Origin of the sequence: Kitasatospora sp. NPDC056800, from assembly GCF_042789775.1 — a bacterium.
Classification (GTDB): Bacteria; Actinomycetota; Actinomycetes; order Streptomycetales; family Streptomycetaceae; genus Kitasatospora.
This window is the reverse complement of sequence record NZ_JBHUAL010000015.1, coordinates 37,848-57,068: the sequence shown is the minus strand read 5'-3', so window position 1 is coordinate 57,068 and position 19,221 is coordinate 37,848. Positions and strand designations below refer to the sequence as shown.

Sequence of the window (19,221 nt, the reverse complement as noted above, 5' to 3'; positions counted from 1 at the left end):
CAGTGCACCGACCCACCCTCCGTGATTCCGTGGGCGCGGGGAGTGGCCGGGTTCACCGGGCCTGGGTCGAGGGGGAATTGGCGGCTCGGCGCGGGGGTGGAGGTCTTGTTACCGGCGGGTCGCTTGCCTATCATCCCGAGTGTGACAGCTTTACTGTCAAACCCGTCGGGAAGGGTTCAGCAGCCAGTGGGTGACGCGAGCAGGGCGCCGGAGGCCGGGGGGCCGTTGGCGGGTGTGCGGGTGGTGGAGCTCGCCGGGATCGGGCCGGGGCCGTTCGCGGCGATGCTGCTGGGGGACCTCGGGGCGGACGTGGTGCGGGTGGACCGGCCGGAGCCGTCGCCGCTCGGTACGGACCCGGCGTACGACCTCAGCAACCGCAACAAGCGTTCGGTGCTGATCGACCTGAAGTCCCCGGAGGGCCCCGGGCGGGTGCTGGACCTGGTCGAGCGGGCGGACCTGCTGATCGAGGGCTACCGGCCGGGCGTCGCGGAGCGGCTCGGGGTCGGCCCCGAGGCGTGCCTGGCGCGCAACCCGGCGCTGGTGTACGGGCGGATGACCGGCTGGGGGCAGCACGGCCCCCGGGCGGCGACGGCCGGGCACGACCTCGGGTACGCGGCGGTCGCCGGGGTGCTCGGGATGGTGGCGGCGCCGGGCGGGGCCGAGGAGGCCCCCGGCATCCCGGCCAACCTGCTGGGCGACTACGCGGGCGGCTCGCTCTACCTGGTCGTCGGCCTGCTCGCCGGACTGCACCACGCCCGCGCCACCGGCGCCGGGCAGGTGGTCGACGCCGCGATCGTGGACGGCGCGGCGCACCTCGGCTCCATGCTGTGGGGCCTGCTCGCGGCCGGCCACTGGCAGGACCGCCGGGGCGTCAACCTGCTGGACGGCGGCGCGCCGTTCTACGCGGTGTACCGGGCGGCCGACGGCGGCCACCTGGCCGTCGGCGCGCTGGAGCCGCGCTTCTACGCGGAGTTCGCCCGGCTGCTGGAGCTGGGCCCGGACGCGCCCGGCCAGTACGACCCGGCCCGCTGGCCCGAACTGCGCGCCCTGATCGCCGCCCGCTTCGCCACCCGGACCAGGGCCGAGTGGGAGGCCGTCTTCGCGGGCTCCGACGCCTGCGTGGAACCGGTTCTGACGATGCGTCAGGCATCGGCGGACGCCCATCTGTCGGCGCGCGGGACGTACGTCGAGGCGGACGGCGTCACCCAGCCGGCCCCCGCCCCGCGCTTCTCCGCCACCCCGGGCGCCCTGCGCCGCCCGCCGGCCCGGCCGGGCGCGGACACCGCCGAGGTGGCCCGCGACTGGGGTGTCCCCGTCCTCGACCCTGACGTACCGGCCCCAGGGACCGGCGGCACCTTCCCCAACTCCACGGCAGAGCAAGGAGAGTAGCGTTGCAGCGCGAGATCTTCACCGAGCAGCACGACGACTTCCGGGCCACCGTGCGGGCCTTCCTGGCCAAGGAGGTGCTGCCGCACTACGACCGCTGGGAGAAGGCCGGCATCGTCGACCGCTCCGCCTGGCTCGCGGCCGGCCGCCAGGGCCTGCTCGGCCTGGCCGTCCCCGAGGAGTACGGCGGTGGCGGCACCCCCGACTTCCGCTACGCCGCCGTACTGGCCGAGGAGTTCGCCCGGGCCGGCGCGTCCGGACTGGCGATCGGCCTGCACAACGACATCATCGGCCCGTACCTCACCTCGCTCGCCACCGAGGAGCAGAAGCGCCGCTGGCTGCCCGGCTTCTGCTCGGGCGAGCTGATCACCGCGATCGCGATGACCGAGCCCGGCACCGGCTCCGACCTCCAGGGCATCCGCACCCAGGCGGTCGACCAGGGGGACCACTTCCTGCTCAACGGCGCCAAGACCTTCATCTCCAACGGCATCCTCGCCGACCTGGTGGTCGTGGTCGCCCGCACCACCCCCGAGGGCGGCGCGCACGGGCTGAGCCTGCTGGCCGTCGAGCGCGGCACGCCCGGTTTCGAGCGCGGCCGCAACCTCGACAAGATCGGCCAGAAGGCCCAGGACACCGCCGAGTTGTTCTTCGAGGACGTCCGGGTGCCGAAGGAGAACCTGATCGGCGAGCTCAACGGCGGCTTCGTCCACCTGATGCAGAACCTCGCCCAGGAGCGGCTCACCATCGCCGCCGCGGCGATCGCCGGCGCCGAGTACCTGGTCGAGATCACCACCGACTACGTCAAGCAGCGCGAGGCCTTCGGCCGCCCGCTCGCCAGGCTCCAGCACGTTCGCTTCGAGATCGCCGAACTGGCCACCGAGTGCGCCGTCACCCGCGCCTTCGTGGACCGCTGCATCACCGAGCACAACCGCTGGGCGCTCACCCCGGCGGACGCCTCGATGGCCAAGTGGTGGGCCACCGAACTGCAGAAGCGCACCGCCGACCGCTGCCTCCAACTGCACGGCGGCTACGGCTACATGAGCGAGTTCCCGGTCGCCCGGGCGTTCACCGACGGCCGCATCCAGACCATCTACGGCGGTACCACCGAGATCATGAAGGAGATCGTCGGCCGCTCCATCCTCGGCTGAGCGCCTCCGTCCTTCCGAGCCCCCAGAGCCCCCGCTCCGAACACCCCCCCGCCCCGAAAACCCGCTGAAAGGCGTTCCCACCGTGACCACCGAAGCGTACGTCTACGACGCGATCCGCACCCCGCGCGGCCGGGGCAAGGCCACCGGCTCGCTGCACGGCACCAAGCCGATCGATCTGGTCGTCGGCCTGATCCACGAACTGCGCGGCCGCTACCCCGGGTTGGACCCGGCCGCGATCGACGACATCGTGCTCGGCGTGGTCAGCCCGGTCGGCGACCAGGGCTCCGACATCGCCCGGATCGCGGCCATCGCGGCCGGCCTGCCCGACACCGTCGCCGGCGTCCAGGAGAACCGCTTCTGCGCCTCCGGCCTGGAAGCCGTCAACCTGGCCGCCGCCAAGGTCCGTTCCGGCTGGGAGGACCTGGTCCTGGCCGGCGGCGTGGAGTCGATGTCCCGGGTGAAGATGGCCTCCGACGGCGGCGCCTGGTTCGCCGACCCGATGACCGCGTACGAGACCGACTTCGCCCCGCAGGGCATCGGCGCCGACCTCATCGCCACCATCGAGGGCTTCTCCCGCACCGACGTGGACGCCTTCGCCGCCGAGTCCCAGGCCCGCGCCGCCAAGGCCCAGGCGGACGGCCTGTTCGACCGCTCGGTCGTCCCGGTGCGCGACCGCAACGGCCTGGTCGTGCTGGAGCGCGACGAGTTCATCCGCCCCGGCACCACCGTCGAGACCCTGGCAGGCCTCAAGCCCTCCTTCGCCGGCATCGGCGAGGCCGGCGGCTTCGACGCCGTCGCCCTCCAGAAGTACCACTGGGTCGAGGCCATCGACCACGTCCACCACGCGGGCAACTCCTCCGGCATCGTGGATGGCGCCGCGCTGGTGGCCATCGGCAACCGCGAGGTCGGCGAGCGGTACGGGCTGCGCCCGCGCGCCCGGATCGTCTCCGCCGCCGTCTCCGGCTCCGAGCCGACCATCATGCTCACCGGCCCCGCCCCGGCCACCCGCAAGGCGCTCGCCAAGGCCGGGCTCACCGCCGCCGACATCGACCTGGTCGAGATCAACGAGGCCTTCGCCGCGGTCGCCCTCCGCTTCATCCGCGAACTCGGCTTCCGCCACGACCAGGTGAACGTCAACGGCGGCGCGATCGCGCTCGGCCACCCGCTCGGCGCCACCGGCGCGATGCTGCTCGGCACCGTGGTCGACGAACTGGAGCGGCGCGACCTGCGGTACGGCCTGATCACCCTCTGCGTGGGCGGCGGCATGGGCATCGCCACCATCGTCGAGCGCATCTGAGCCCACGCGTCGCCCGCCGCCTCCCTTCGTGGGACGCGCCGCGCGTGGTACCTCCCTCTGCAGACCGGTAGACCTGGAGAACTTGATGAGCGACACCACCACCATCCGCTGGGAGCAGGACCAGGACGGCGTGGTCACCCTCGTCCTCGACGACCCCACCCAGTCCGTCAACACCATGAACGAGGCCTTCACCGCCGACTTCGAGACCGTCGTCGGGCGGCTCGCCGCCCTGGCCGCCGCGGACGCGCTGCGCGGCGTGGTGATCGCCTCCGGCAAGAAGACCTTCTTCGCCGGGGGAGACCTGCGGATGCTCTCCGCCGCCCGACCCGAGGACGCCGAGGCCGTCTTCGAGAAGTCGATGCGGATCAAGCGCGCGCTGCGCACCCTGGAGACCCTCGGCAAGCCGGTCGTCGCCGCCGTCAACGGCAGTGCGCTCGGCGGCGGCCTGGAGCTCGCCCTCGCCTGCCACCACCGGATCGCGCTCGACACCCCGGCCAGCCGGATCGGCCTGCCCGAGGTCACCCTCGGCCTGCTGCCGGGCGGCGGCGGAGTGGTCCGTACGGTCCGGCTGTTCGGCATCACCGACGCCCTGCTGAAGTTCCTCCTCCAGGGCCGCCAGTACCGCCCGGCGCAGGCGCTGGAGCACGGACTGGTGCACGAACTGGTCGACACCCCGGAGGAGTTGACCGCCCGCGCGAAGGCCTGGATCGAGGCCAACCCGACCGCCGTCCAGCCCTGGGACGTCAAGGGCTACAAGATCCCCGGCGGCACCCCGGCCACCCCGGCCTTCGCCGCCAACCTGCCCGCCTTCCCGGCCAACCTGCGCAAGCAGCTCAACGGCGCGCCCTACCCGGCCCCGCGCAACGTCCTGGCCGCCGCGGTGGAGAGCGCCCAGGTGGACGTCGACACCGCGATGACGATCGAGGCCCGCTACTTCACCGAGCTGGCCTGCGGGCAGACCAGCAAGAACATGATCCAGGCGCTCTTCTTCGACATGCAGGCGGTCAACTCCGGCGCCGGGCGCCCGAAGGGCGTCGAGAAGCGGCCGGTCCGCAAGGTCGCGGTGCTCGGCGCCGGGATGATGGGCGCGGGCATCGCCTACGCCTGCGCCAAGGCCGGCATCGAGGTCGTGCTCAAGGACGTCGGTATCGAGGCCGCCGAGCGCGGAAAGGCCTACTCCGAGGGGCTGTTGAACAAGGCCGTCGCGCGCGGGCGCTCCACCGAGGCCGACCGCGACGAGCTGCTGGCCCGGATCACCCCCACCGCCGAGGCCGCCGACCTGGCCGGCTGCGACGTGGTGATCGAGGCGGTCTTCGAGAACACCGAGCTCAAGCACAAGGTGTTCCAGGAGATCGAGGGCGTGGTCGGCCCCGACACGCTGCTCTGCTCCAACACGTCCACCCTGCCGATCGGCCTGCTCGCCGAAGGCGTCGAGCGCCAGGGCGACTTCATCGGGCTGCACTTCTTCTCGCCGGTCGACAAGATGCGCCTGGTCGAGATCATCCGCGGCCCGCGCACCGGCGACGAGGCGCTGGCCCGCGCCTTCGACCTGGTCCGGCAGATCGACCGCACCCCGATCGTGGTGAACGACTCCCGCGGCTTCTTCACCTCGCGGGTGATCGGCCAGTTCCTCAACGAGGGCGTCGCCATGGTCGGCGAGGGCATCCACCCGTCCAGCATCGAGCAGGCCGCCGCCCAGGCCGGCTACCCCGCCAAGGTGCTCTCCCTGATGGACGAGCTGACCCTCACCCTGCCGCGCAAGATCCGCGACGAGTACCGGCGCTCGGTGGAGGCCGTCGGCGGCAGCTGGACGCCGCACCCGGCCGACGCGGTGGTCGACCGGATGGTCGACGAGTTCGGCCGCCCGGGGCGCAGCGGCGGCGCGGGCTTCTACGAGTACGGCGAGGACGGCAGGCGCGGGCGGCTCTGGCCGGGGCTGCTGGAGCACTTCTCCGGTGCTCCGGCCGGTGCTCCGGGGGACGCCCCGGGGGACGTCCCGTTCGAGGACCTCAAGGAGCGGATGCTGTTCAGCGAGGCGCTCGACTCGGTGCGCTGCCTGGAGGAGGGCGTGCTGACCTCGGTCGCCGACGCCAACATCGGCTCGATCCTCGGCATCGGCTTCCCGGCCTGGACGGGCGGCGTGTTCCAGTACATCAACGGGTACGAGGGCGGCCCGGCCGGCTTCGCGGCCCGCGCCCGCGAACTCGCCGCCGCGTACGGCGAGCGGTTCGCGCCGCCGGCGCTGCTGGAGCGGGTCGCGGCCGAGGGGCGGACCTTCACGGACTGATCGGGCGGCCTACCAGCCTACCTATCTGCTGACCTGCTCGGACCTGGGTGAGGCTGTGGCCCGTACGGCCTCACCCGGGTTCCAGGCCCGACTCCAGGCCCGATTCCTGGTCCGACTCCCGGCTCAGCTCCTCGCCCAGTTCCTCCCGCAGCGAGCGCTGGAATGCCGTGACCAGCGCCTGCGCCACCATCGGCTGGATGTGGTCCGTCAGCGCCCGCATCCGGGCCAGCTCGGCGGGCGCGGGCTCGCTCTCCCGGTACGGCTTCCACACCGTCTCGCGGAACAGCCGCTGCAACTCCCGTGCCGTCGCCCGGCTGTGCTCCAGCACCACCGCCCGGGCGGCCAGCAGCGTCTCCAGCGGGATCGGCACGTCCAGGATCCGCACGCCCAGCGGCAGCAGCCCGGGATCCACCCGGAACACCTCCGGATCCCGCGTCCGCTCCAGCGCCCCCATCGCGGCGAGCCGCTCGACCTGCCCCTCCGTCAGACCCCGCCCGGCTCGCCGCTCCAGCTGCGCCCGGGTGACCTCCTCCGGGGTCTCCGGCGTCCACGACGCCACCAGCGCACGGTGGATCGCCAGGTCCAGCGGCGTACTGTCCTCCGGCAACCGCGCCAGGTACCGCTCGATCGCGGCCAGCGTCAGGCCCTGCCGCTGCAACTCCTCGATCAGCTCCAGCCGGTCCAGGTGCGCCGCCCCGTACAGACCCACCCGCCGCGGCCCCAGCTCCGGCGGCGGCAGCAGCCCCTTCGTCCCGTAGAACCGCACCGTCCGCACCGTCACCCCGGCCCGCGCCGCCAGCTCGTCCACCGTCAGCCGCACTCCGCCGCCCACCCCGCCGTGCTCCCCCATCCGCCGCCTCCCGCGCTGGCACACTTCTGCTGTGACAGCAGCAGTGTGACAGTGGTGGGCGGGCCGGTCCACCGATGCGGGCGGCGGGCGGCGGGCGGCAGGCGAGCGGCGGGGGTGTGCGGGAGTGCGGCCGCGTGCGGGCGCGTGCGGACGCGTGGGGGCGCTGACGCCGACGCCCCTGCCGTCCGCCGGGGGACCGGCTTCGGGCAGGGGCGTCGGGCAGGGGCGTCGGGGTTGCGGCGGTACCGGGGGTCAGGCGAGGGCGGCGTGGTGGCGGCGGGTGACCTCGGGGTGGGCCCTGGTGTAGCCCTTCCACTCGTTGAGGCCGAAGTCGGCGAAGAGCGGGTTGGCCGGGTCGGCGGTGGCGCCGGGGGCGTGGTGGGCGAGCGGGAAGTCCAGCGGCTCGATGTGGGCGTCGAGGCGGGGGTTGTAGAAGAACGGCACCGAGAAGCGCTCGCGGGCGCCGACCGGGCTCACCACGCGGTGGTTGGTGGCCTTGAGGTAACCGTCCGTGGCCACCTCCAGCAGCTCGCCGAGGTTGACGACGAAGGCGCCGTCGAGCGGCGGGACCTCGAGGAAGGTGCCGTCCGCGCGCTCGACCTGGAGGCCGCCGACGGTGTCCTGCAGCAGCAGGGTGATGAAGCCGTAGTCCTTGTGGGCGCCGACGCCCTGGCCGGCGCCGTCCGGGGCGGTGCCGGGGTAGCGGACCAGCTTGAGGCGCAGGTGGGGGTGGCCCGCGAAGGCCTCGTCGTAGAAGTCGGGGCGGGCGCCGATCGCGGCGAGGAGTTCGTGCAGCAGGCGGCGGGCGACCGCGCCGAGGTGGTCGATCCAGCCGAGCGCGGCGGTGCGCAGTTCGGGGAGGGCCTCGGGCCACTGGTTGGGCCCCTCCAGCCACCAGTACGGGGGCTCGCCGCTGCCGGGGACGTGCGGGGGCAGCTCGGCGCCGATGTCCAGCTGGTCGCGCCAGTCCTGGCTGCCGCCGGTGCGCTCGTCGCCGGTGCGGGTGTAGCCCCGGTAGTGGGGGGAGTTGAGGTTGCTCACGGCGAGCCGGTCGGCCTCGGGGAGCGCGAAGAAGGCGCGCATGGCCTGCGCGAGTGCGGCCGTCTCCTCCGGGGTGACGCCGTGGCCGACCAGCTGGAAGAACCCGACGCCGGTGGCCGCGGCGCGGAGCTCGTCGTGCAGGCGGCGGCGGTCGTCCGGGCTGCCGTCGGCGAGCGAGAGGTCGATCACCGGGAGGGCGTCCGCCGAGGGGGCTTCCGCCGAGGGGGAGCCGGTGCCGGTGCCGGTCTCGGATATGGGCGTGTACTGCTGCGTCATGTGTGACATCCGCTGGGTCTCGTCCCGGCTGGTCCCGGTGGTCGACCGGGGGCGGCCGGAGCTGTGCCTGGTGCGGCGGGTGCTCCGGGGCCGGGAGGTGGTGGCGGCCGGGCAGGGGTCGCCGTTGAGGGTGGGTGGCGCGAGGTTCAGCCGGAGCGTCGACAGGACATGGTCGTCACGCGGAGCAGGTCCACGTGGCGGCGGCGAACAAGGATGAGCACCCCACCAGCCTAATTGACCCGTTCTGCGGCAGGCGAGCCCCCTGCAGCGGAGGGCCACTCGCCATTTGTCGGTGATCTATCAAGTTGTGGGACGGTGGCGCCGGAGTGTGGGCGGTGGCGGCTCCTTTCGGGAGTCGTTCGGGAGTCGTTCAGGAGTTGTTGAGGTAGGCCAGGACGGCCAGGACCCGGCGGTTGTCGTCATCGGAGGGCTGGAGGTCGAGCCGGACGAAGATCGACGCGGTGTGCTTGGCGACGGCCCGCTCGGTGATCACCAGCTGCTGGGCGATCGCCGCATTGGACCGGCCCTCCGCCATCAGTCCGAGCACCTGCCGCTCGCGCGGGGAGAGCGTGGAGACCGGGCCGGCCGAGGAGTTGTGGGTGAGCAGCCGGGTGATCACCTCCGGATCCATCGCGGTGCCGCCCTGGGCGACCCGCCGTACGGCGTCGATGAACTGGGTGCCGTCCATCACCCGGTCCTTGAGCAGGTAGCCGATCCCGCCGGTGCTGCCGGCCAGCAGCTCGCGGGCGTACAGCTGCTCCACGAACTGCGACAGCACCAGGACGGGCAGGCCCGGGTGGGCCTGACGGGCCGCCAGCGCCGCCCGCAGCCCTTCGTCGGTGAAGCTCGGCGGCAGCCGGACGTCCACCACGGCGATGTCGGGCCGGTCCGCGGCCACCGCGGCGAGCAGCTGCTCGCCGTCCTCCACCGCCGCGGTGACCTTCATGCCGTTGGCCTCCAGCAGCCGGGTCAGTCCGTCCCGGAGGAGGAAGAGGTCTTCGGCGATGACAACGCGCACGGGATCTCCAGGTTCACGATGGTCGGCCCACCGGGCGGGCTGCTGATCGCGAGCACCCCGTCGAAGGCGGCCAGTCGGCGTTCGGTTCCGCTGAGGCCGGTCCCCCGGGACGGCTCGGCGCCGCCGCGCCCGTCGTCGGTGACCGATATCCGCAGCAGCCCGTCACTGTGCCCTATCTCGATCCACACCCGCGAGGCCCCGGCGTGCTTCACCACGTTGGCCAGCAGCTCCGTCACCGCGAAGTAGGCGGCCGACTCCACCGGGGCGGGCGCCCGGCCGGGCAGGCCGCCAGTGAAGCCGACCGGCAGCGGCAGGTCCAGTGCCGTCGCCCGCACCGCGTCGGCCAGGCCGCGGTCGGCGAGCACCGGGGGGTGGATCCCGCGGACCAGGTCCCGCAGCTCGCCCAGCGCCTTCACCGAGGACAGCCGGGCCTCGGCCAGCAGCGGCCCGAGGGCGTCCGGGTCGTCCTTCAGCTGCTCGGCCACGGTCAGCAGCATGCCCAGTGCGACCAGTCGGGCCTGCGCCCCGTCGTGCAGGTCCCGCTCGATCCGGCGCAGCTCGGCCGCGCCGGCGTCGATGGTGTCCGCCCTGGTCCGTGCGAGATGGCTGACCTGGCGGGCCAGCTCGGCTCGGCGGGAGGGCCCGAGCAGGGCCCGGGCGGCCTTCTCGTGGATCCGCAGGGCCGGCGGGGCGGCCCACAGGACGGCCAACGGGGCGATGGTCAGGCCCATCGAGTAGACGACGCCCAGGGCGAAGAACGGTCCGTTCCGGCCGAAGACCTCCAGGGCGACCGGGGTCAGCACGACGATCGCGGCGGTGAGCAGCACGGTGGCGCCGGTGAGCAGCGTCCAGGCGAAGTCCCGCCAGGTCGCCGGGTCGGTGAGCCAGCCGCCGGCCCGCAGCCGCGGCCAGGCCCCGGCGCGGACCGGCCGGCGGTACGGCACCGGTATCGGCCGCCCGCTCCACTTCCCGACGGTGCGCCTGCTCTCCGTCGCGATCCAGCGGGCGCCGAACAGCCCGAGCACCAGCAGTGCGGGCGCCAGCCAGACCGAACCGGACCGGCCGCCCGGCGCCGCACCGCCGTAGAGGTGGGCCGCCATCAGCGCTATCGTCCCCGGAGCGAACAGCGCGGCGCCGACCGCCCGGCCGCCGCCCCCGGTGGCCCAGCAGAGCGCCCACAGGGCGACCGGTGCCATCGGCACCGCCAGGATCAGCGGCCCGCCCGGGGTGAAGTCCCCGGGCTCGTCCGGACCGAACAGCGCGGTGGCCAGCAGGACCGGCCCCGCCAGCAGCGCGAGGAACCCCGTCACGGCCAGCGTCACCGCGTACCAGGCGCGCACCCCGTCCGCACACGCCCGGCCGACCCGCAGGGCCAGTCCGTTCAGCACTCCCGCGTCCATGACGCGCCCCCTCTCCCTTGCGCGGCCCCGCCCGGAGGCCGCGGCGCCGCGGCCCGAAGCCGCGGTTCCGAAGCTGTCGTTCCGGGGCCCCGCGGACCCCGGTTCCGATCTTTCGCTGGGTCAGTCTGCCCGGCCGGGGCCCCTGGTGCTCTAGGCCTGAACACCCAGTTCGGGGTGTATCTGGATACACCCCGCAGAGGCCGTCCAGACGGCTGTCGGCACCCCGCCGCCGATTCGTAGCGTGATGTTCCGTCAGCCGGCCCGGGCTTCCCGGGGCCGGACGCCGAACAGTGGAGGGCCCGTGAACGCGCCGATCATCCGGATCCGCGGCGTCAGCAAGACGTACGACCGATCCGACGCCGCCCGTCCCGCCCTGGCCGGGCTCGACCTGGAGGTCCGGGCCGGAGAGGCACTGGCCGTGCTCGGCCGTTCGGGCAGCGGCAAGTCCACCCTGCTGAACCTGATCGCCGGCCTCGACCGCCCGAGCGAGGGCGAGGTGGAGGTGGACGGCGTCGCCGTGCACCGGCTCGGCGAGGCCGCGCTGGCCGAGTACCGGCGGGCGCGGATCGGCATGGTGTTCCAGTTCTTCAACCTGCTGGACGACCTGACCGCGGAGGACAACGTGCTGCTCCCGGCCCAGCTGGCCGGGATGCGGCGGGAGCAGGCGCGGGCCCGGGCCGGGGAGCTGCTGGAGCGGCTGGGGGTGGCCCGGCACGCCAAGGCCTTCCCCGGCCGGCTCTCCGGCGGGGAGCGCCAGCGGGTCGCGGTCGCCCGGGCGCTGATGAACCGTCCGCCGCTGCTGCTGGCCGACGAGCCCACCGGGGCGCTGGACACCGCCTCCGCCGCCGACGTCCGCGACCTGCTGCGCGGGCTCAACGCGGAGGGCCAGACGATCCTGCTGGTCACCCATGACACCGCGCTCGCCGAGGCCTGCGCCGACCGGACGATCGAACTGCTCGACGGCCGGCTGGTCCGGGACACGGCGGCCGTGCCGGCACCGGGCGGTGGCCGATGAGCGCGCTCGGCAAGGTGGTACGCGCCGGGGTCGGCCGTCGGCGGGTGCAGACCCTGGTGATGGTGCTCACCACGATGGTGTCCGTGACGGCGTGCATCCTCGCGCTCGGGCTGCTGGTCGCCGCCCAGGGCCCGTACCAGCGCTCCTTCGCCGACCAGCGCGGCGCCCACCTCAACGTGCTGTACGACCGGGCCAGGGCGAGCCCCGCCCAGCTCGCCGCGACGGCCCACGCGCCCGGCGTGACGGCCTCGGCCGGCCCCTACCAGGCGGTCGCCGTCCAGCCGCGCTCCGGCCCCGATACCCGGATCCCGCCGGCCGGGAGCCCGCTGCCGCCGATGACGCTGGTCGGCCGCGCCCAGGACGGCCCGCTGGACGGCCTGCGGATCACCAAAGGCCGCTGGGTCGCCGGCCCCGGCGAGGTGGTGTTCCTGGACGGGCACTCGCCGCTGGCGGTCGGCGACAGCATGGAGTTCCCGGAGCTGCCGGGGCATCCGACGCTCAAGGTCGTCGGCCTGGCGGCCTCGGTCTCCTGGAGCGCGGACGGCTGGGTTGTCCCGGAGCAGGTGGCCGGGCTGACGGCGCCCGGAACGGAGCCCTCCGTCCAGTACCTCTACCGCTTCGCCCACGCCGGCGGCGACGCCGAGGTGGAGGCCGACCGCGCCGCACTGGCCGCCGCGGTCCCGGGCGGGGCGCTCGCCAGGGCCACCTCCTACCGGCCCGCCCAGGAGGAGGCGAACCGGACGGCCTCGACCTTCGTCCCGTTCGTCACGGCCTTCGGGGTGCTCGGCCTGGCCATGTCGGTGCTGATCATCGGAGTCGTGGTCAGCGGCGCCGTCAGCGCCGCCACCCGGCGGATCGGCATCCTCAAGTCCCTGGGCTTCACCCCGGCCCAGGTGGCGCGCGCCTACGTCGGCCAGGCGCTGATACCCGCCGGGGTCGGCACGGCGCTCGGTGTGCTCCTCGGCAACCTGCTGTCCGTACCGGTCCTCGGGCTGGCTCACAAGGCCCTGCGCGGCGGGCTGCTCGGCATCCCGGTCTGGGTGGACGTCGTGGTCGCGGTGGCGGCCCTGGGGGCGGTGGCGGGCACCGCGCTGGTGCCGGCGCTGCGGGCCGGGCGGCTGCGGACGGTGGAGGCGCTCGCGGTCGGCCGGACGGCGCCGGGCGCCAAGCGGGCAGCCGCCCGCGGCACGGTCGGTGGGGCGGGGGCGGTGGGCCCGGTGTCCCGGGCGCAGGAGCTGATCGGCCGGCTGCCGGTGCCACGGGCGCTCAGCCTCGGGCTGGCCTCCCCGCTCAACCGGCCGGGCCGCTCGGCGACCACCGGGGCCGCCGTGGTGCTCGGTACGGTCGGGGTCACCCTCTGCGTCGGCCTGACGCTCTCGCTGGGCTCGATCCAGGACGGTCTGGCGGCCGACCGCGCGGGCAAGGTGGTGGTCCAGACCCCGTTCGACGGCGCCGCGCCGTCCGCCGACCACGTGGACGAGGCGGCCGTGGCCAGGGCCGTCGACTCCCGCCCGGGCACCCGGGCCTGGTACAGCACCGTCCCGACCCCGGTCGCCCTGGCCGGCAGCACCGGGCGCTCCGAAGTGGTCGCGTTCAGCGGCGACACCTCCTGGAGCGGCTTCCAACTGGTCTCCGGCCGCTGGTTCCACGGCCCCGGCGAGGTCGTGGTGGCCGCCGCCACCCTGCGGGCCACCCAGGCGAAGGTCGGTGACACCGTCACCCTCACCGACCACGGACGCAGCACCCCGGCGAAGATCACCGGCGAGGTCCTGACCACCAACGACCTGGTGTTCACGGACCGGTCCACGCTGGCGCCGCTCGGCGGCGCGATCCACGCCGAGGCGCTCACCTTCCACATCGACCTCACCCCGGGCACCGATGCGCAGTCCTACGCCGACGGGCTGGACCAGGCCGTGAAGCCGCTGGGCCTGAGCGCCGACCCCGGAGAGGAGCACCTCAGCATCGTGGTGCTGGCGATGAACACCCTGGCGGGCACGCTCACGCTGCTGCTCTCCGTGGTGGCGGGACTCGGGGTGCTCAACACCGTGCTGCTGGACACCCGGGAGCGGGTGCACGACCTCGGGGTGCTCAAGGCGCTCGGGATGTCACCCCGGCAGACCGTCGGCATGGTGCTCACCTCGGTCTGCGGCAGCGGGCTGGCGGCCGGGGTGATCGGGGTCCCGATCGGCATCCTGGTGCACCACCGGGTGATGCCCGCGATGGCACGGGCCGCCGGAATCGGGGTGCCGGACGCCGACCTCGCCGTGTTCGCCCCGTCGGTGGTGGGGCCGCTGATACTCGGCGGCCTGGTGCTGGCCCTGCTCGGAGCCGCCCTCCCGGCCACCTGGGCGGCCCGCACCAGGACGGTCACGGCGCTGCGGACGGAGTGACGACGCGGGGGAGGGCCAGGAGAGGAAACAAAACCCGGTACCCGGCCCCGTCTGGGAACCCCCCGTAAGGCTCCCAGACAGGGCCGGGCCGGGCAGGGCCGACCCAGGCCGTCCGATCAGGCCCGGACCAGGCCCGGATCAGGACAGCCGTGCCGCCGCGTACGCCTCCATGGCAGCACGCTGGTAAGCGGCCAGGCCCGGGGCGATGGCCTCGTACGCGGCGCTCCACTGCTCGTTCTCGGTGCAGGAGCGGGCGATCGCCAGGTACTCCTCGGTCGAGACGGACCGGAAGTCGTGGAGCAGCCGGTACTCCTCCTCGACCGTGCTCTGCACGGCCTCGGCGTCGGCCGGGTGGCCGGCCGCCTTCAGCTCCGCCAGGCGGATCATGCGGGCGGTCCGCTCGCGCTGCCCGGCCTCGATCTCGGCCGGGGTCGTCGCGGCGGTCGCGCGCCGGGCCGCCTCGGCGTGCTCGGGGAAGTCGCGCAGGCTCGCGTCGACGTCGTCGGGCTGGATGCCCTCGAACAGGTTCTCGGGGCGGTTGATGGTCATGGGTGTGCCGTCCTTCTGGGAGCGTTCCAGGTCGGCGATCGTGCGGGAAACGGTGGCGGCCAGGGCGTCGAGCCGGTCGCGCTCGGCGACCAGCCGCCGGCGGTGGCCCCGCAAGGCCTCCAGCTCGTCCACCTGATCGCTCAGGATCCGGGCGATCTCGGTCAGCCCCACGCCCAGTGCCCGCAGTACCAGGATCTGTTGCAGCTGGAGCAGCTGCCGCTCCTCGTAGTAGCGGTGGCCGTTGGAGCCGATCCAGGCCGGGGGCAGCAGCCCGATCTCGTCGTAGTGCCGCAGGGTCCTGGCCGTCACACCGGACATCCGGGCCACCTCGGCGATGGGCCAGGCCATGGTTGCCTCCCTCGTTTCCACGTTCCACGTTCGCGTGGACCAGGGCCGGTTCTCCGGCCCTGGTCACGACGGTAGAAGCTGCCGCTGCGGCAGCTTCAAGCCCGGGACTTCCACGCTGCCCGCACGTTGTCGTACGGCCGCTCAGGCCTCGCCGAACCAGTCCAGGGACTGCCCGTGCGGTCCGGTGAAGGCCACCGGCCGCTCGTCCAGGGCCAGCGCGAACAGCCCGGCGACGGCCGCCGGGCGGGGGAGGCGTCGGGCGACGGCCGGCAGCACCGAGACCGCCTCGTTGGAGATCCAGTGCCCGGGCAGTTCACGCATCGTCGCCGCGAACTCCTCCCGCTCCTCCGGCGGCAGGTACGCGAGCACCGCGCTGTGGAACACCACCGGCGTCGCCCCCGCCGGGGCCCGCGCGACCAACTCCCGTACCGTCGCGTTGAGATCGCCGCGCACCAGCAGCGGCGGTTCGGCCCGGGCGACCCGGACGGCGCCGCGCAGCCGTTCCAGCCGGTGGGTCTGCTCGGGCCAGACCAGCGACTCCAGCCAGCGCATGTCCTCCTCGGCCCGCACGTCCAACGGATTGAGGTCGATCCCGGCCCGCCACACCACCTCGGGCAGCCGTTCCCGCAGGGAGTTTGGGAGCGGCACCGGCCCGCTCACCACGCAGTCCAGCGTCACCGGGCTCGCGGCGGCGCCGAACTCGGCGACCGGGGCACCGGCCCCACGCTCATGTCCGTCCCCGTCCCGCTGCCCGTCCCCGTCCTGGTCCCCGGCCAGGTACCGGTACCGATAGCGGTCCGGGTACAGGCAGAGCCCGGCCGAGGCGCCCACCTCGATCAGGGCGAGCGGCTGCGGCAGCGCGGCCAGCAGCGGCAGCAGGGTGGCGCAGCGGCCCGCCTCGTTGGTCTGCGTCCGCCGCTCCAGCATCGTCGCCGAGACCTCGGCCCACCGCTCCGCCGTCCAGTCACGGAAAGCCGGCCAGCCCTCCGTCACCGGCCCACCCAGGTGCCGGACCGCGCCGAACAGCAGGTTCGGCTGCCGCTTCGCGGCCGGAAGCCCGTCCAGCAGTGCGCGCAACTGCCCGTCCCCGGCGACGCCTTCGGCCAGTTCCTGGTAGATCGGCGAGTTCCCGCGCGCCTCCCGCTCCGCGAACGCCCGGTAGAGCTCCTCCGTGTCGCCGCGCATCCCCCACCGGTCCTTTCGACGCCTTCGCGAGTGATCGAATCGGCCCAGCCTACGCCCGGACCGACGTGCCACCCGCTGACCCCAAGCGCTCTCCCGGACGGTGAAGCAGGAGTGGCGCGGTCCGCCGTGACCGCCGGGTGGTGGGGCTCACGGCCTTGGGAGCGACTGGGTTCGGGGCGTACCGGCCCGGTGGATCGGCCACCGGGTGACCGGCAGGTGGCCCGTCGGGCGAGCATGAGTTCGGTGTTGGGCCTGCGGTGAACAGCATCACCGTCTCCGATGATCTCCTGGAACGCCACTTCGCCGCCTTCGAGGAACCCAACGGCGAGGGCGAGCGCGTCATCGTCCAGGAGCAGCTCCCCAGGCCGCTTCCCAGGGCTCGTCCGCGAGTTCGGCAGGCTCCAGCACGCGTCGGGCGCAAGGAGAAGGAGGGTGAACTACCGCTGCTGTCGGACGACTGCGGTGCCGGCGCCCAAGTCGACACCCAGGCGAGGCGGGGCGCCGGCGTGGTCGTCGTCCCGTAGGACCAGTTGAGTCCGCCGCTGCTCGATCTGCACGCGCTTGTTGGCATTGAAGAAGGCGTGCAACTCCTCGGTCGCGGTGGCGCCAAGGCCGAGCCCGCTCCTTCGCGTCCGGGTGGTCAGACGGCGGCACAACCATCGCGGGCTGCCCGATCGCACCACGAGATGCCGGATCGAGGCCAGTGTGAAGGGCACGATCACCAGTACTGCCATGAGGAGCAGACCCGCCATCATCACCATGTCGGTCCAACGCGTGGAGGTGACACATCCGTTCCTGGCCGTTGCCGCCGTCCACGGCGGCGGCTGACCGGGCTTGTCACCCACCGGCGGCAACGGCTCCTGGGCGTTCAGCCCAGCAGGCCGCCCATGTGGCCGTCCTCGGCGAGCAGCCGCCAGGAGCAGCCGGGCGAGGCGAACGCCTCCGGGTCGACGGCCTCCACCAGCCGGTCCACCACTGCGCTCAGCAGTGCCTGCGGATCGAACACCGACCACGTTTCCCGGGCCCGGCCGTAGTCCCAGCGATCCCATTCGGCGCGCAGCCGCTCGTACGTCCAGAGGGCGTAGAGCAGGGCGGACAGGTCGCGGTTGAGGTAGGCCTCGGGGTGGCCGTCGTCGTACCAGTCCGGCAGCTCCAGCCGGCCGGTGGCGCCGTCCAGGGCGATCGTGAGGTCGGTCGGCCAGTCCCCGAGGGCGAGGAAGTCCCGCTGGTACGGGCGTTCCTCCTCGCCGTCGAAGTACTCGGGGTAGGCCTCGCCCATGGTGACCAGCGGTTCCTCGCACACCCCGAACATCGCCCCGCCCAGCGGCAGGCCGACCTCGGTCAGCAGCCGCCGGGTCGGCTCGTGGACCAGGGCGGCGGGCAGCTCGGCGGGCCGGAAGCGGTGCACCCGTCCGGGGCCGCCGTCCTCGTCCGTCAGCGCGGCCAGCTCCGCCACCAGCTCCGGGGCTATCGCGTACGCGGGCCCGCCCGGACCGCCCGGCAGGGCGCCCCAGCCCAGCGCCCGCACCAGCAGCGCGGTGCCCCAGTGCGGGGGCGGTGCGGAGCCGTCGCCGAACAGGCCGGGATCGATCTCCCGCATCCGCCGTTCGGCTCCTGCCAGCACCTCGGCCAGGACGGCCGGCCCGCGCCGCCCGTCCAGCGCCTCAGGGCGCAGCGCCGCCTCGGCCACCGTGTCGACCTCGCGCACCAGGCCCGCCAGGGCGGTCAGGCCGGAGGCCAGCAGGTCGCGGCGCGGGCCGCCGTTGTCCAGGAACACCTCACCGGTCACCCCGTCCAGCAGCACCAGGCTGCCGCCGGCGGCGAACGGCGTGCAGTACTCCGTCTCCCCGAGGACGAACAGCCGCTCCGCCTCCGCCGGGAGCGCCGTCAGCTCCCCGCCCCGGAGCGCCTCGAAGTCCAGGAACGCCCCGGCCGCAGGCAGCCCCTCCCGCACCAGGAACTCCCGGCTCCCCGCGTGCACCACCCCACCCGGCAGCTCCGCCACCCGCTCACACCTCACGTGCCCCCACCCTTTCCCGGCCTGCCCCGTGACCCACAGACCCTAGCGGTCCGGCCTGACAGTGCTGAGGTGCGCTGTGGGTGGGGGCGGTGTGCGGTGGCCCGCCCGGGTCACGGCAGCGCGACCTCGTCGACGTTCCAGTGTTCGGGCAGGTCCGCGTCGCAGAAGGCGCAGAAGGCGCAGGCGTAGTGCTCCTTGCGGACGAGGTTGCAGTTGCCGCACCGCGGGCAGCGGCGGAAGACCGCGGCGTGGGTGAAGGCGCCGGGGTGCGGGAGTCCGACGAGGGTGAGGGCGGCGGCGACGGCGGGCCAGGAGGTGGTGTCGGGGCAGTAGCCGGTGGAGTGGTTGCCGACCGTCTCGACCTCCCAGCCGTCCCGCGAACGCCGGAACCCGATCTCCCCGGCGCTCAGCACCAACTCCCCACCCGCGCAGGCCATATGCTCGCTACGGCGCGGAGCGAGCCGCAGTGTGCCGCCGAGGCCGACCACGAAGGTGAACGGCTCCGCGAGCTCCGCCGCCGTCCGCTCCGCCACCCAGGCGGCGAACTCGCCTGCTGTCCGTACCGGTTGGCCGCGTCCGGTGCCCGTCCCGCCGTCGTCCCCCGGCCACAGTTCCGGCGGTCCCACGTACCGGTACGCCCGTCCGAAGCCGTCCGCCGTCTCGGCCGCGACTCCCCGTTCGGCCAGCCGCACCCGCCAGTACGCCATCTCGACGGTCGTCCCGCTCAGGTCGAAGTCCCGTAGCTCGTCGAGGAGTTCCCGGGTCTGCCGGAGCGGGAGCCCCGCGCGGCCTCCTGGCCCCAGTCGCAGCAGACGGCTACGCACTGGGGGCAGAACCGCTCGGCGTCCCACCGCAACTCCCGCCCGCGTAGCAGGAACTGGCCGACGCTGCGGACGGCGGTGCCCCCGCAGTCCGGGCACCGGACGGCCGTCCTCACACCCTGCCCCTCGTCCGTCACGCCGGATGCCCCCATGCCCCCATGCCCCCATGTGCCCTGCCCCTGCCCCCGAT

At 74.0% G+C, this 19,221-nt stretch carries 15 protein-coding genes; 6 read left to right on the top strand and 9 right to left on the bottom strand.

The features are described 5' to 3' along the window. The first annotated feature begins 186 nt into the window (after positions 1-186). The 4 genes from ACFRQN_RS05610 (at position 187) to ACFRQN_RS05595 (ending at position 6,118) form a co-directional block, all read left to right on the top strand. Positions 187-1,389 (top strand): CaiB/BaiF CoA transferase family protein, encoded by a 1,203-nt coding sequence (locus tag ACFRQN_RS05610; protein WP_380738481.1) that lies wholly within the window; start codon positions 187-189, stop codon positions 1,387-1,389. A 2-nt stretch (positions 1,390-1,391) separates the two neighbouring features. Continuing rightward, positions 1,392-2,534 (top strand): acyl-CoA dehydrogenase family protein, encoded by a 1,143-nt coding sequence (locus ACFRQN_RS05605; RefSeq protein WP_380738479.1) that lies wholly within the window; start codon positions 1,392-1,394, stop codon positions 2,532-2,534. A gap of 82 nt (positions 2,535-2,616) precedes the next feature. Beyond that, a complete protein-coding gene (locus ACFRQN_RS05600) occupies positions 2,617-3,831 on the top strand; it encodes an acetyl-CoA C-acetyltransferase (protein WP_074002249.1) in 1,215 nt (404 codons plus the stop codon). Between the two features lie 85 nt (positions 3,832-3,916). Next, positions 3,917-6,118 carry a 3-hydroxyacyl-CoA dehydrogenase NAD-binding domain-containing protein gene (locus ACFRQN_RS05595; RefSeq protein ID WP_380738477.1) on the top strand — a complete coding sequence of 734 codons (2,202 nt, stop codon included), beginning with the start codon at positions 3,917-3,919 and terminating at the stop codon, positions 6,116-6,118. A 70-nt stretch (positions 6,119-6,188) separates the two neighbouring features. Here ACFRQN_RS05595 and ACFRQN_RS05590 read toward each other — a convergent pair whose 3' ends face one another. The 4 genes from ACFRQN_RS05590 to ACFRQN_RS05575 all read right to left on the bottom strand — a co-directional run bounded on the left by ACFRQN_RS05590 (position 6,189) and on the right by ACFRQN_RS05575 (position 10,703). Continuing rightward, entirely contained in the window at positions 6,189-6,968 is a 780-nt protein-coding gene (locus tag ACFRQN_RS05590; protein WP_074002251.1) for a MerR family transcriptional regulator, read from the bottom strand. A gap of 252 nt (positions 6,969-7,220) precedes the next feature. After that, positions 7,221-8,285: an isopenicillin N synthase family dioxygenase gene (locus ACFRQN_RS05585; RefSeq protein WP_380738475.1), complete on the bottom strand. Its 1,065-nt coding sequence runs from the start codon at positions 8,283-8,285 to the stop codon at positions 7,221-7,223. Positions 8,286-8,655: 370 nt separating this feature from the next. Further along, positions 8,656-9,303, bottom strand: a complete 648-nt coding sequence (locus tag ACFRQN_RS05580; RefSeq protein WP_049655241.1) for a response regulator transcription factor — start codon at positions 9,301-9,303, stop codon at positions 8,656-8,658. Then, the gene (locus ACFRQN_RS05575; RefSeq protein WP_380738473.1) at positions 9,255-10,703 is read right to left on the bottom strand and encodes a histidine kinase; all 1,449 of its coding nucleotides are present in this window, start codon (positions 10,701-10,703) and stop codon (positions 9,255-9,257) included. Before ACFRQN_RS05575 ends, ACFRQN_RS05580 begins: the two co-directional genes overlap by 49 nt. Before the next feature lie 301 nt (positions 10,704-11,004). Here ACFRQN_RS05575 and ACFRQN_RS05570 point away from each other — a divergent pair, with 301 nt between their 5' ends. Both ACFRQN_RS05570 and ACFRQN_RS05565 read left to right on the top strand, forming a co-directional pair. After that, positions 11,005-11,718: an ABC transporter ATP-binding protein gene (locus ACFRQN_RS05570; protein ID WP_234348522.1), complete on the top strand. Its 714-nt coding sequence runs from the start codon at positions 11,005-11,007 to the stop codon at positions 11,716-11,718. Next, entirely contained in the window at positions 11,715-14,108 is a 2,394-nt protein-coding gene (locus tag ACFRQN_RS05565; protein ID WP_380738471.1) for an FtsX-like permease family protein, read from the top strand. The genes ACFRQN_RS05570 and ACFRQN_RS05565 overlap by 4 nt, the downstream gene beginning before the upstream one ends. A gap of 138 nt (positions 14,109-14,246) precedes the next feature. Here the strand turns inward: ACFRQN_RS05565 and ACFRQN_RS05560 are convergent, their stop codons facing one another. The 5 genes from ACFRQN_RS05560 to ACFRQN_RS05540 all read right to left on the bottom strand — a co-directional run bounded on the left by ACFRQN_RS05560 (position 14,247) and on the right by ACFRQN_RS05540 (position 19,034). Beyond that, positions 14,247-15,005, bottom strand: coding sequence for a MerR family transcriptional regulator (locus ACFRQN_RS05560; RefSeq protein WP_380738469.1), 759 nt, complete (start codon positions 15,003-15,005; stop codon positions 14,247-14,249). A 141-nt stretch (positions 15,006-15,146) separates the two neighbouring features. Further along, on the bottom strand, positions 15,147-16,190 hold the full coding sequence (locus tag ACFRQN_RS05555) for a DUF2332 domain-containing protein (RefSeq protein ID WP_380738467.1): 1,044 nt from the start codon (positions 16,188-16,190) through the stop codon (positions 15,147-15,149). Positions 16,191-16,627: 437 nt separating this feature from the next. After that, positions 16,628-17,035 carry a DUF6191 domain-containing protein gene (locus ACFRQN_RS05550; protein ID WP_380738465.1) on the bottom strand — a complete coding sequence of 136 codons (408 nt, stop codon included), beginning with the start codon at positions 17,033-17,035 and terminating at the stop codon, positions 16,628-16,630. 23 nt (positions 17,036-17,058) lie between these two features. Continuing rightward, positions 17,059-18,195: an SUKH-4 family immunity protein gene (locus ACFRQN_RS05545; RefSeq protein ID WP_380738463.1), complete on the bottom strand. Its 1,137-nt coding sequence runs from the start codon at positions 18,193-18,195 to the stop codon at positions 17,059-17,061. 125 nt (positions 18,196-18,320) lie between these two features. Continuing rightward, on the bottom strand, positions 18,321-19,034 hold the full coding sequence (locus ACFRQN_RS05540) for a hypothetical protein (RefSeq protein WP_380738461.1): 714 nt from the start codon (positions 19,032-19,034) through the stop codon (positions 18,321-18,323). Positions 19,035-19,221: the final 187 nt, after the last annotated feature.

Bases quoted from the DNA above. Each gene is read 5' to 3' on its own strand.
- ACFRQN_RS05575 (WP_380738473.1), bottom strand. From the start codon at position 10,703: ATGGACGCGGGAGTGCTGAACGGACTGGCCCTGCGGGTCGGCCGGGCG.
- ACFRQN_RS05595 (WP_380738477.1), top strand. From the start codon at position 3,917: ATGAGCGACACCACCACCATCCGCTGGGAGCAGGACCAGGACGGCGTG.
- ACFRQN_RS05565 (WP_380738471.1), top strand. From the start codon at position 11,715: ATGAGCGCGCTCGGCAAGGTGGTACGCGCCGGGGTCGGCCGTCGGCGG.
- ACFRQN_RS05555 (WP_380738467.1), bottom strand. From the start codon at position 16,190: ATGCGCGGCGACACGGAGGAGCTCTACCGGGCGTTCGCGGAGCGGGAG.
- ACFRQN_RS05560 (WP_380738469.1), bottom strand. From the start codon at position 15,005: ATGGCCTGGCCCATCGCCGAGGTGGCCCGGATGTCCGGTGTGACGGCC.
- ACFRQN_RS05585 (WP_380738475.1), bottom strand. From the start codon at position 8,285: ATGACGCAGCAGTACACGCCCATATCCGAGACCGGCACCGGCACCGGC.
- ACFRQN_RS05590 (WP_074002251.1), bottom strand. From the start codon at position 6,968: ATGGGGGAGCACGGCGGGGTGGGCGGCGGAGTGCGGCTGACGGTGGAC.